Genomic DNA, 12,001 nt, shown 5'->3' on the forward strand with positions numbered 1-12,001 from the left:
CTGAAAACGAGGAGACCCCTTGATGCACCGCCAGCACCAAAGCGGTGCGTAAACGAGGGGGGCGCCCTACCCCCGCCGTGAATCCGGCAACTACCGGATCAACGCAAATTGGATCCCCCGGCCCCGCAGCAACTACTGTCAATTCGTGCCAATCAGTATTTGGTGGAAAATTGCGTAGCAAGAGATTGATTTCTCTTGAAATGAGGGAGGAAAGCCTCGGCTAGCGCTGGGTTGTCCCAGTTCACCATCACGTACTCGCTGTTGCGGGTCTCTGCCGACACCGTGTAGTTGAAGCTGCCGGTCTGCACATGTCTGCTGTCCGACAAGATCAGCTTGTCATGGTGGATTGCAAACGCCGACACCACGCGTACATCAGCGCCAGCGGTGCTCAAAGCGCTCAAGGCGGCGCGGGCCCGTCCATCCGACTCACGAGACAGATTGTGGTTCTCATCCACCACCAGCGCGACAGATACACCTCGCTTTCTCGCGCGGAGCAGGGCTTGAGTGACGCGGGCCGAGGTGAAGGCATATGCCAACACCTTGATATCTACTTGGGCGGCATCGATCACCCGTACAACAAGACCTTCTGCGCCCCCCTTCGGACTGAACGCTGTTTCGACAGTCCCCGCCGCCGGGACCCTAACCGGGGCATCTACCATCGAGCGGGCAACCCGCCCTGCTGCACTGCGCAGATCAGCACCGTCGAAGCCCGCAGCCAATGTGACGAACGCGGTCGCGGTAAACGCGAGCGCAGCTTTGGAGAGAGTTCGATAATTGAGCATGGAATTGAAATTAATTGATGCAATTATCTTAACCCAAATAATTGATGATATAATTACACAAAGACACTTTTTGTTGGAGACCACATGCATCGCTTCCTCATCCCTGCCATTGCCGTAGTCGCCCTGGCTGGTTGCAGCACAAAGGCAAGTCAGTCCGATTTGGCTCAGATCTACATTGGTTCGCCCCAAGTGAACGAATGGCACGAAGGCGTACTAGTGGAGGCCGTCGAGTCGAAGACCACATCCGACGTTGTTGACCTTGCTGGTCAGGCGCTGCCGACGCATGGCGTTTTGGGCGGTGTGGGTGCTGCAATCAATGCAGCATCGCTTGTTAGCTCCGGCGCTGTGTACAGCTACCAATTTCATCTCAAAAAGCCTGATGGGAGCGTGGCAGTGCTTCCCCCCATCGAATACACGAAAAAAATGAATTTCGTCGTGGGCGACACGTACAGGGTCTTCTATGCAGACAGCCTCAAGATCAAGTGGCCTGCTAACCTGACAAAGTACCCGGAGTTGACGGCCCGAACTGCCGCCCGAGAAATCAAAACCGGCGCGCCCACGCAGCCCTGATCGCGTAGCTGCAGCCAGCTAGAGATCGGTTGCGACACTGCGAGGGAGCAAACTTGCGAGCCTAGCCCTGCTAGGGTAGCTGTGCTCTGCACCTCCTGTCGCGACCTTGTCGATAGGTGCTAGCGCGGCGCGGCGCGGCGCGCCATGCACATCCACACCGATGAAGGATGGCCTAGTTAAAAGGAATGCAATATGGCAATGGACACATTGAGTGACGCGCGCAGACGGTGGTGGAAGGAAGCCCTTGAAGTGATGAGTTTCGCTGTCCCGGCACTAATTGTCGCGACAACGCTTATGGCATGGCTGATCGGCCCACTGGGACACTTTCTGCTTGAGGCCCATACCGGTGAATACGACATCGACGCATGGCAAGTCACATTCATCGAGCTTCCATTTTGGATGCGAGCATTGTGCTTCCTTCCTTTTGGAATCGTGCTCTTGGGAATAGCTATTGTTTGCTGCAATGGCTCGTACCCATCGGAAGAGTCTGTCGAGAGGCAGAACGAAATGCGCAGAGCGTATGGTGAACGAGAGTGACCGAGAGGAGAGAAGCCATCACCATGAAGAACCAGGCAAAGGCAATTTCTATCGGTGCACTTCTAATATGGGGTGCATGGACATTGCTTCCCGTCATAATGGCCGCACTCGCAGCAGTCGTGGCTATTGTGCACTACGGCATCCAGGCATTCGCGCTCCCCACGTGGGCCTTGGCTTGCGGGGCAGCGGCAAGCATTTTAGCCGTCCTGCTGACGCTTCTCCTGCGAGAAGGGCCTAGAGAGCGTCTGCTGAAAACATTCTTCGTTGCCGCCAAAATCGTAGGTCTGTTGCTTCTGATAGCCGGAGCAATGGTGATTGCCATTTCCAACTTGCCTGCGCTTCCGGACCAAGGACCCTCACGTCTCGCAGAAATGGATGCAAACCTGACCGGCGCCGCATTTGGTTTAGTAGAGGCGTTTGCATGGATAGCGGTTTTCGTTCTTCCAATGATCCTCTGTGTCATGACACTACATCGTCTTTGGTTTGAGCTGCAATCAGATTGAAAGATACTTTCCTGACCTGCCCACAGCGGATGATTTGCGTCTGGTAAGAAGCGTCTGTAGATTCAGCGGAAGTATTTGATAGCAAAGGCAATGTGAAATGACGAATAGTTCTGAGGGGATCAAAGACGTTGAAGCTAAGACGACATCCGGCGCGCCCGCGACTGTTTCAGCGCTTTCTCAAAAACTTCTGTTAGAGGCCGGCTATGAGCCCAAAGGAGACTGGGTCTACATTGAAGACTTGATACAGAAGTATCAGAATAGCCACAAAGGCAACCTTGACCTGCTGCAAGAGGTCAAATCGTTTCTTTCAGACTCACTTATTCCTGTCACTCGTGCTGAGTTTGTCAATTTTACTGCCACGCTTGCCACCAGAGAGAATGAAAGAAGGAAGGCTGAAATACGCTCAACTCAGCTGCAGGAAATCCTCGTAAGTGCAGGAGTAACTCATAAAGACGCTGGACACGAGGCACTGGCCTTACGCGTACATGAACTTGAACGCGCGGTAGAGGCGTATGCGCAAAAGTTAAAGGCTGCAGACAGTGTGACACGTCATGGTCGCGCCAGCGGAGCTGTCCCATTTCTCGCCGGGGTAATGATTGGCGGCCTCCTATTCTAATCGTTAGAGTGTCATATCTTTGCACGAAGCATGAAATGCACTCCGCAAATCCAACCAGAAATGCAGAACGCGAGAATACGCCTTCCATTGCCTGCGAAGGTGCTTATGGTCTTGGGTAGAGTGAAAACACCGTTGGCAATGGCTGGAGGGAACTACCGTGGCGTTGACTAAATACAAGCGCGTCCAATTGATTCATGGATGCACGATCCTAGCATTGTTTGCCTGTGCCTGCGCACTGAGCTGGACTATCTGGAGGTATCCGCCCGATGACCCGGTTGAGACCTGGGAAACTGTGTTGTATCCTTTTTATCGGTGGGTCATTCCATTGTTCGCGTTCGCTTTGTGCGCGCATGCGGCCTTCGACCCATTTGTTCTTCGACTACTGCGATTTATTAAACACCAATCCAGATAGTCAATAATTACGCGGAGACTTTTGATGAAGAAGAAATTGCTCTCAGCCGGAATATCCTTCGCTGTATAGGCTGCTATATTTTTCACACAGGCTGCTCTCGATGTTTCAGTTGGCTGGATGATGCTGACGATGTTCTTTGTCAGCTTACCTCTCTCCATTTGGATCGCGCGCCGTGTTACCGGCGTTGATCCATTGGGGGAGCTTTTCAAGTAGCGCCATGCCATTGTGGGAATTTCGCGTCTGGCTAGCGTCGAAGCAAATGGAGGCGCTTGGCCACACGCAGAATTCGCATGGCACATGGTCGAGGCGTACGCACCGAAGGCCGCGCTAATTTTTGGGCGTTGACAAGCCATCCATGGTGACGCGCACTTGTAAAAAGCGGGTCGTTACACGATAATCGCATTCATGATTCGGTTTCCTATGGTAAGGGTCTAGATCAAGAAGCTCGTACGGTTGCCGCCGCAGGTGCTTCGCCGAAGGGCTGACGGTTGCCGCCGTTCAGCCCTTTTCTTTTCGCGAATCGGTGATGAGGGACGCGCCGCCCACGCGGCCAGCGCCAGCTTTGTTCAGCAACCTAGGCCCCTCATGGCAGGGGGTTGGTCCCCGCCGCCTCCGCACACCGGGTATGCCCCGGGCGCGCGGCGCCTGCAGGCTGGTTCAGGCGAAGCGGCATCTTCTGCGGTAACGCGCGTGCAATACGCCTACCAGCAAGGCGACGATCGGGCATCAAATCCCCCGGCAGCAGGCCGGCGCAGCTCTTCCGCACCGTTGTGCGTACGCTGCATCGGAACAGCTTTGGTCGTCGGACTCGCCACGCGCTTTGCGCACCAGAACAAGACGCGGCTGGCGCTGCCAGCATCGACCAGCAACACCTACCTGGCGGCTACCTGCGACGCGGTCAAGTGCTCTGGCGCCGCTCCGACCAATGCGAACGCAACATCAAGCGGGCCCGCCACTTCAGATTGATCAGCCGGAGTTACAGCATCAGCACCTATGGCTCGCCCCGTTGGGCAGGGGCTCGTCACAGGGTGTTGCGCCATGCTCCGAAAGCGTGTCGGGTGCCTTTACCAAGCACCGTGAGCTCCTCGGCCGCGTCGTTCAGCGGGCATCAGAGCAAAGCGTCGCACCGCCCTGACGGATGCGTTTCCCTATCCTTAAAATCGCGCCTGCGCCCGCCTACCGCCCCCAGGAGCATCCAATATGGGTGTGGCACTGGCGCCGACAAGGGGCCGCCAGCCACCATCGCCTGACTACCCGGCGCGCCGCCACACCAGGTGCAGCTGGGTACGAGCCCCTTAAGCAAATGGCTCAAGCGGGCATAGGGTGCTCGGCATAGGGAGCAGGAGGGCAGATTGGTGACAATCTGCGCCCGTCAATTGTCATCAATGAGACGCCTGGGTCTTCGATATACAGGGAACTGAGCTCGCAGACGAAGTTGCGCCCCTCAATGAGAAAAGGCCGCTCTTCGTCGTCCGGGATCACGCACCAAGCGAGCGGCGCCGTATGCGGGCCATGCTCCAGCACCTTGATGTAGCCATCGCCATAACTTCGCCAGGGAGAGCGGCGAAAATCCCAAGCGCCAAATCGATGCCAAGCGATCATCCTGCGGCCGAGCAGCTTGGCGGTGTCCCAGTGATGTCGATGCAGCACCTTGCCACCCACAAACATCACTTCCAGCCCTGCTTCCATCAGAAAGCCGTCACGCGTAGGCACCTCCTTGGGCGCACGCATAGGAGCGAAGGTTCGTCTCTCCAGTGCAGCCGACATGAACGCGGAATACGCCTGCTGGTCCCATCCACGTGCCAGCTGCGCGTGGAAGCGAGGGTCAAGCATCCATTCCTCCAGATCAACATCCCAATAACCTGCAGGAAAAAAGAGGAGCTGATCATCTGTCAGCTCGGGAAATTGGGATGGACCTTGTCTCTTCACGTCACTAGACAACATCCACCAATCACCGCCCCTGATATGCGATGGCCCAAAGTAGACGCGCGTGATGCGATAGGTGCCTCTCGGACTCCAGGGACGCCCACCTACCATGACGTGAAGAAACAACGGGTGATTCCGAGGAAAAGGTGAAGAGCCCCGAGTCATGCGGTCTTGCCTGTAAGCACTACCTTAGCGCCGTGGCACATCTGGGTCAGCATCGAGACCACCACTTCGGGCTTCGCCAACAGCGCCACCCGAATCGCAATCGGCTTGCTTGTGTCTACGCATCGAGCCCATCAGCGCCTCATGCAGCCTGTCACTCCTGGGCAATCCCTCCGGGTACTCATAGCCCTGCGTCATCTGCTTCGACACACGATCCAACGCAACCGTCAAGATGTTCGCCGCCCTGTGCCACTTGCCCCACCGATCGAACGGATCACGACCCGGATCAGGCGCGTTCTCATCCGTCTGCGCCGCCTCAGTCATCACATCCTCGATCGCTTCGTCCAAGAACTGAGGGAACGCAAAGCTGGCATGGCCCAGCTCTACGCCCCCATCACGCAACCCATGGAGATAGCTTACGAGGGCAATCATCGCCCGTTCTGCCTTCAATTGCATCGCATTCCTTCTATGGCGCAAACGGCGCCCTGCACTTTCAACCTCGAAGCCGGCACTGCTGCAGCTGTGCGACCCAACCCTCCTGAGATCGTCTGATCCAATCCAGGAGCATGCATGCCGCGTACGCTCCAGGGCCAAAAATTGCACCAGGATCAGACTCATCGTTTGGCATCTGCGCTGGCTGGAGCGGTGTCGAGGCCCTCCGATACCGCGACGGCTTTGTTCGCCCGCTCGTTGAGCAGCCGCTTGATGTCGCCCCAGATTCCATCGGGGATACGACGCTCACCAGACAACCATTGGCGCACCCTGCGCGCGTCCGACAGACCAAGAGCGCCTGCCAGGGCCGTCTGCCACTGAGGGCCGAAAAGCGCCTCACCAGCTTCGCGCAGGCCATCTATGTCCCTTTTGATAGGCCATGGCGGCGTGTGGTACCAGCCTAGCCAGAAAGGCCCTTGCTCCTCAAGCCGAACGGAGTCGGGCAACGATGCCGGCAAACGGTCAACCAACGACCGCAGGCGTCCGTCATACGCGTCCCGCCGCTCATCAAGTGCTGTGCGTGCCTCGGGTGATTGAAGCATCATGCCAAGCCCCACACTCGGCCGCGATAGCAACATGGCGAGGACGTTGGGGGGTACTCCGCGCTCATTGGCTGCGTACACGACTCGGGCTATTTGACCCAGTACGTACATGTCGCTCAGCTTGTCTGCAGTCTCAACTCTCACATGGTCTCCAATGCTGCCGTAGCCTGTGCGCAATCAAGGGCACGCGCAGCACTGCCAAGCGCAGCGTATGCGGCGCTCATTGTGCGCGGCTCCAGCCCCACAGTGGCGAGGCCTCCGCGCGCATCCCCACCCATGTGGCGGTCCGCTGCCACATAGACAGCCTCCGCGCCGTACGTGTTAATTGCGTGGACGATCTGCATCTTAGGCAATCAGCTTTGCGGCATGAGCTTCCGCTTCAACGCGCGTGGGGAAAGTGCAGCCAGCGTCGCCCATAAACCATTCGTAGTACTGGCTGTGCTTGCGACCAACTGTTTTGTTGCGCAAGAAGCCGATGTAGACACTGTGCACCTCGTAGGTGCCGCCCTTGTAGTCGGAGGCTCGGTGGACGCCGAGCAGCACGGCGGCTTGCGGGTTGGAGGCGCAGTGGCCCATCAGCTCGACGGGCTGAAGGTCGGCGGCATTGGTCTGGAGGAGTACCTGCATGAAGTTGCCCATTCTTAGCATTTCGCCAGCCCGGTTGGCCCTGCGATGTACCTAATAATAGGTACAACATGGAAAACATGCAACCATCGACTCGACGCAAGGCTCGGCTTCTGCCCACGACGCTCGCGGAGGGTTTCCATGGCTCACTGAGCCAACCTGGTGCAAGACCCGAATAGAAAAGGCACAACACGCGGCTGCGAGCACTACCGTGGCCACACCCCTCCCGCAGCGGAGCGCCCCGTACGGCCAGGGCTTCCCCAGACAGACTTCGTACCTGGCCGCGAAGTGCATCGCGCGGAGGAGTCAGGAACACTGCGCAGCGCCAGCACGACACGCCAGATCGCATGGCCATGGCCGCTGCCTACCCAGGCTACAGTAGCTCCTCCCTAGACTGCCCAGTAGTAGAAATTGGGGCAACCCTCGGTCAGTTGCAGCAGGCCTAATGCCGCACACAAATGCATCGATTCGCATCGGGCAACCCAGGGATCTCCCCCAGCAAGTGGGCAGCCATCCACGTGCCGCAACCGGTGCTTGCCTGGGGCGATCCCCACGCCCTGGCCAGCTCGATGCCAGGGCGCGACATCCCCAGCTGGCCAGCGGCCGGGAACATCTATAGGCTCAGCGGATCAAAAAACATTGGCGCCGCGGCTACCTGGCCGGATGAAGCTATCAGACTCCTATCCGCGCCAGCGCCAGCCCGCCCGTGCCCACGGTCATCCAGGCTGGCGCTGGCCGCGTGTCGGCCAGCTCAACGACGGGAGCGCGTCACGTCCCTCTCTGCCCATAAAAGCAAAAAACCCGCCATCTCATCGACAGCGGGCTTATAGATAGCACGATAAAGCAGCCTAATTGAGCCACTCTTGATGCTCTTGATTCAGCGTCACAGGCCCATGAGACACCAACGCAGTACCGGAAATACCGCAGTCCCTTCGCGGACAAAGAGCGACGAAGAGCGAACCTTTGAGGCCCACTTGCACCATTGGTATCCCGTGGATTGGGCAACGGCCCTCCGATAGCCTCAACAATCGGTCAGTCCTACTTTGCTTCACCATAATCGGAACACACTCCCTTAAGCTAGAAATCCTGGCTGATGAATAGGGTCGTCTGGGTGCCCGCCACAGACACGGCACCAAAACACCCCGTCGGATAATTGCTCCATGGGGTCTACTGGATGTCCAATCATCACTCGATCCTCGTCATAGTGAAGCGGGTTCAATGGCTCAAGCGGGGTTACGAGGTCTATGTTTCTCATCGCAGCGCTGCCCCTCTACACCTTTAAGGCTCCTCAGACATTCTGAAACGCATGGTGCACCTTCTTCGTATTACTTCTTTGCGTAGATAGCCCAAGCGATTGCGAACAGCCCGGAGGCAATAAACCCTCCCGCACCGGCCAGAGGGTTATTCATCATGAACTGTGCGGTTCCAGCAAACCAAGACAGCAAAGCAAATATACAAAATACTATGTTCATACCCATATGTCCTATCTGTTTTGCTCCGAACTTGCTTCATCGAACGGAGACCTACCCTCTGACCCCAACGCGGCACCTAGGACAAGAATAAATGCTATTCCACGGCACCACCGCCTCGGTGTGTCGCGAGGCCCTTATCAATTAGGTATTGTACTATCATTTCGCACTCTGGATACAGCCATCCGCCGTCCGGCCCCGCTCGCATACTTATTTGAAAAGCGACATACTCACGGATAGCTGCGAGACACTTCGGTCTGTCTACTGGCGTGCACATGCTATAGACTTCAGAAAGGTCAATCTCCGCACCAATGACAACTCGTACCTTCATCAAGATAATCGTGCTCCCAACATTTGCTGTAATTCCAGAATCTCTGGCGCCACACATACAACCTTCCAGGCCGAGATTTCTGGACCCACAATCCTATATCCAGCAACACTAGCTGCGATCGAGTTTCCCTTGAGAGAATTACTTCTCACCAACGAGCAGTAGACTTAGGTTTTAGGCTTCGCGCATGGCGACCAATTCGAACAGTAGGACCTAGACTTCTGCCTGCATACACCATTCCTGCATACCCATTGCTCCTGCGTGCTCTTTGTTTCGTCGAATCGGTAGGCAAGTTCATCACCAATTTGGATAATGTTACCAGGCCAATCGGTGATATCCGTCACCCATACGTGCGTAGAAGTGCGCACGGTGCAATTTAATGAATACTTTCCGGAATTGCAACCCTTCACCTCCAAAACGCTACCTAAAGGTCTTAGCGTTGACACAATCGGACCATTTGGCATCTCGATCCAGTAGAAAAAAGTTGCCACAACAACAAATGCTACCGCGTAAACAGTAAATTCTTTAATTCTGCGAGTTATCAACATATAGTCTCCATTGCAATACAGGCGCCCGCCGTGCATGTCTCTCTACATACGGATCACGTGAATGAAGGTCTCCCATTCAGGGGCCAATGATTATCTTGCAGGCAGATTGCTGAAATAGCCGTCGTTAGACTACACACCTTGAAAGCTCTCCCTGTCGCCTTCTCACAGACAGAGGACGGCCTCATATTTTCATGGTTTGCCCTCCTATATCAATAGTAGTATTTTTTGATTATCTTTAGCACGCCAGTAAGAACGGAAATGCAGCCAGCCAACAGGAACGCATAGAGGAAAATAAGCCCGCCCGGCAGGTCTTGCGCTACAAGCACCAGAACATCTTGAAATTCTCCTAAGAAATTCATTTTTCCTTTCCCATTATTCCTGGTCTAGAGATAGATACTCAGCAGAGATTTCGTCTGCAACGTCCGCCACGTTTCTTCCTGCATCATAGTCTGCACGGACCGACTCTGTGTCAAGAAACTTAACGCCGCATGCATCGAGAACCAGCATCGCTAGGTTATCAAACCACGGTTCAAAATCGAACTCAACTTTGTCCAAGTCCCTACTCCCGTTTAGTTGTGCTGTGCTTGCGCGAACCACTGCGCGGGCCTTTGGGCAGTAATCATATCGATGACATTGCGCACTTTTACGCGTTCTCTTTGTCTATTCAAATTTCTCTTTACCGCGAAGCATCGACCATGGCCGAATAATGCGCCGCAACCAGCGAACAGTCATCCATGGCTCGCAACTCATCTTCCGTACTTGCAACATGCTCAGCCAAATACGAACATTGAGCGCTCTCGATTACCTCATCCCGCTCCGTAGTGGTCAGGCCTAACTCAGGCAGCCCGATGCAATACCAGTGTGCCGCGCGACTAAAAATATCCAATGCTGTCATTTCGCCCTCCGATCTCTCAGGCCACGATTTTCCAACCCATTTCTCGGCACAAGGCTATGGCCTGTGCCTTCGTGGGCATTGCCTCCATCCAGAATTCAGGATCATCAAACACCCGCACAGCCCATACCGGATCACCGCTCTCGAACGAGCGCCCGATGAACACCGTGAGCCCGTCTTGGAGTGCGTATTGGAGCGCAGCCTTATAGCTGACCGGGGAATCGACCTTGAACTGTTTGGCCCACTCTGTCTGTTCAAGCGCAGCAACGGTTGGGGACGTGCGGGGCGCAACGGATGGATTTCCCGTCTCCGATCGAGGGCAAGCTAGCTTGGCTCGGCCGGCATCTGTGATATTCCAGATCACACCCACAGACGTTGCCTCTAGGAGCCCAGCCCTAACGAGCGTGGCCAATACGCCAGGACTATGTCTACGACGCTCGGGGAGTTGAAAGATCTTGTCTTTATCTGCCTCATGCAACGCCGCAAGCTGTTTAACGGTCAGCCTCATTGACTGTTTACCTCGTGAAGTTGGTTACATCCAGGGGTCTCTGCGTACTTGAGCCCGTGGCGACTGGAGCGCTCCCCCCCCTCATCCATTCCTTGAGCCGACTTTGCAACCCTGCCGCGAGGCCCTTTGCAAATTCAAAGTACCTCTGCCGAGCCATTTGATCCATAACGGGATCTATATATAGGCGGCCACAGTCGAAGGAGTGCCTCCTCAGCAATTGTAGACGGCTTCGGCCTCAATTCTAACTGCAGTCATTTACGGCTGCTTTGAAATCGCTCAATTGCGGCCAATGCTAAGGATAGCAACGCGACACTCAGGCATGCTACCGCAGTCCAGGAGTTTCCCCGATCCATCGCCATGCCAGATAAAACCGCAAAAAGCCCAAATACTGACAATTCCACTCTTTTCTGTCCTATGGTTTATGTGCGGCTAGCTAGTGCAAACTAGCATGCGGATTTTCCTGCATGATGCGCAGCGCGCTTCAAGCCTTCGACGAGTCGACCATGAGATGGATTTCGTTTCATGGATGCATTTCTTAATCTCAAATGGCTGAGATTATTGCTACAACGCAGCCTCCTATACCAACCAGTACAGGCCAGAACTGCTTTTTTGCGCGGAATAGAAACATCCCAGCCAGAAGTAGGCACCATGCTGAAATCATAAGGAAAACATCAAAGACGGTACCCTCATCGAGGGATATTTGGTACCGCAGAAATATGGTGCCTATCGCTATGGCAACCAGCCGAATGGCTTTCTCTAAGATAGACGCGTCACTCCAATTCATTTCCTGCTTCCACTTCAGGCCAGATAGCGCCCGGTTTTCATATTAGTCTAATTTCCATTTTTTGTGCAAATAGGCTAACCCGTCATAGCAGAAGGGGGCGCAGAGAAGCATTCCAAGCCAAGCCAACGCGAAAAAAGCAGGGCCTGCTCCTTGGACAAAAAGGAAAATGTAGGAGAACGCAATTGCTGTAGCCCCACCACAAGCGAGCTTCACCTTATTGTCAGTAGAATTAAAGTCACGTGCGGATTTTTTCACTGCTTTGATTTCCTTGGTCATCAGATCTCAGAACTCTCGACCCATTGGGTT

15 protein-coding genes are annotated in these 12,001 nt (G+C 55.2%); 4 read left to right on the forward strand and 11 right to left on the reverse strand.

Going from position 1 to position 12,001, the window contains the following annotated elements; all coding sequences use genetic code 11:
- Positions 1-152 precede the first annotated feature (152 nt).
- Positions 153-872, reverse strand: a complete 720-nt coding sequence (locus KDK82_RS29790) for a phospholipase D-like domain-containing protein (RefSeq protein WP_256974580.1) — start codon at positions 870-872, stop codon at positions 153-155.
- Between KDK82_RS29790 and KDK82_RS29795 the strand changes: the two genes are divergently transcribed.
- The 4 genes from KDK82_RS29795 to KDK82_RS32365 all read left to right on the forward strand — a co-directional run bounded on the left by KDK82_RS29795 (position 867) and on the right by KDK82_RS32365 (position 3,008).
- Positions 867-1,352 carry a hypothetical protein gene (locus KDK82_RS29795; RefSeq protein WP_088167014.1) on the forward strand — a complete coding sequence of 162 codons (486 nt, stop codon included), beginning with the start codon at positions 867-869 and terminating at the stop codon, positions 1,350-1,352. The genes KDK82_RS29790 and KDK82_RS29795 overlap by 6 nt on opposite strands.
- A gap of 192 nt (positions 1,353-1,544) precedes the next feature.
- Complete coding sequence (locus KDK82_RS29800; RefSeq protein WP_143343535.1) at positions 1,545-1,889, forward strand: hypothetical protein; 345 nt, start codon at positions 1,545-1,547, stop codon at positions 1,887-1,889.
- Between the two features lie 23 nt (positions 1,890-1,912).
- Positions 1,913-2,392, forward strand: a complete 480-nt coding sequence (locus KDK82_RS29805) for a hypothetical protein (protein WP_143343536.1) — start codon at positions 1,913-1,915, stop codon at positions 2,390-2,392.
- A 97-nt stretch (positions 2,393-2,489) separates the two neighbouring features.
- A complete protein-coding gene (locus KDK82_RS32365) occupies positions 2,490-3,008 on the forward strand; it encodes a hypothetical protein (protein WP_143343537.1) in 519 nt (172 codons plus the stop codon).
- Between the two features lie 1,720 nt (positions 3,009-4,728).
- Here KDK82_RS32365 and KDK82_RS29810 read toward each other — a convergent pair.
- The 10 genes from KDK82_RS29810 to KDK82_RS32380 all read right to left on the reverse strand — a co-directional run bounded on the left by KDK82_RS29810 (position 4,729) and on the right by KDK82_RS32380 (position 11,971).
- Entirely contained in the window at positions 4,729-5,364 is a 636-nt protein-coding gene (locus tag KDK82_RS29810; RefSeq protein ID WP_143343538.1) for a hypothetical protein, read from the reverse strand.
- 171 nt (positions 5,365-5,535) lie between these two features.
- Positions 5,536-5,964, reverse strand: a complete 429-nt coding sequence (locus KDK82_RS29815; protein WP_088167018.1) for a hypothetical protein — start codon at positions 5,962-5,964, stop codon at positions 5,536-5,538.
- Between the two features lie 158 nt (positions 5,965-6,122).
- On the reverse strand, positions 6,123-6,545 hold the full coding sequence (locus tag KDK82_RS33020) for a hypothetical protein (RefSeq protein WP_218827104.1): 423 nt from the start codon (positions 6,543-6,545) through the stop codon (positions 6,123-6,125).
- 342 nt (positions 6,546-6,887) lie between these two features.
- Positions 6,888-7,181, reverse strand: a complete 294-nt coding sequence (locus KDK82_RS29830) for a hypothetical protein (RefSeq protein ID WP_088167020.1) — start codon at positions 7,179-7,181, stop codon at positions 6,888-6,890.
- A 1,310-nt stretch (positions 7,182-8,491) separates the two neighbouring features.
- Positions 8,492-8,638, reverse strand: coding sequence for a hypothetical protein (locus tag KDK82_RS32885; RefSeq protein ID WP_179218001.1), 147 nt, complete (start codon positions 8,636-8,638; stop codon positions 8,492-8,494).
- 1,082 nt (positions 8,639-9,720) lie between these two features.
- Positions 9,721-9,870 (reverse strand): hypothetical protein, encoded by a 150-nt coding sequence (locus KDK82_RS32890; RefSeq protein WP_179218002.1) that lies wholly within the window; start codon positions 9,868-9,870, stop codon positions 9,721-9,723.
- A gap of 13 nt (positions 9,871-9,883) precedes the next feature.
- Complete coding sequence (locus KDK82_RS32370; RefSeq protein ID WP_143343539.1) at positions 9,884-10,066, reverse strand: hypothetical protein; 183 nt, start codon at positions 10,064-10,066, stop codon at positions 9,884-9,886.
- Between the two features lie 121 nt (positions 10,067-10,187).
- Positions 10,188-10,406 (reverse strand): hypothetical protein, encoded by a 219-nt coding sequence (locus KDK82_RS32375; RefSeq protein WP_143343540.1) that lies wholly within the window; start codon positions 10,404-10,406, stop codon positions 10,188-10,190.
- Positions 10,407-10,422: 16 nt separating this feature from the next.
- Positions 10,423-10,911: a hypothetical protein gene (locus KDK82_RS29835; protein WP_088167021.1), complete on the reverse strand. Its 489-nt coding sequence runs from the start codon at positions 10,909-10,911 to the stop codon at positions 10,423-10,425.
- An 826-nt stretch (positions 10,912-11,737) separates the two neighbouring features.
- Positions 11,738-11,971, reverse strand: coding sequence for a hypothetical protein (locus KDK82_RS32380; RefSeq protein WP_143343541.1), 234 nt, complete (start codon positions 11,969-11,971; stop codon positions 11,738-11,740).
- Positions 11,972-12,001 lie beyond the last annotated feature (30 nt).

The organism is Delftia sp. K82 (assembly GCF_002193035.1).
GTDB classification, from domain to species: Bacteria; Pseudomonadota; Gammaproteobacteria; order Burkholderiales; family Burkholderiaceae_C; genus Comamonas; species Comamonas acidovorans.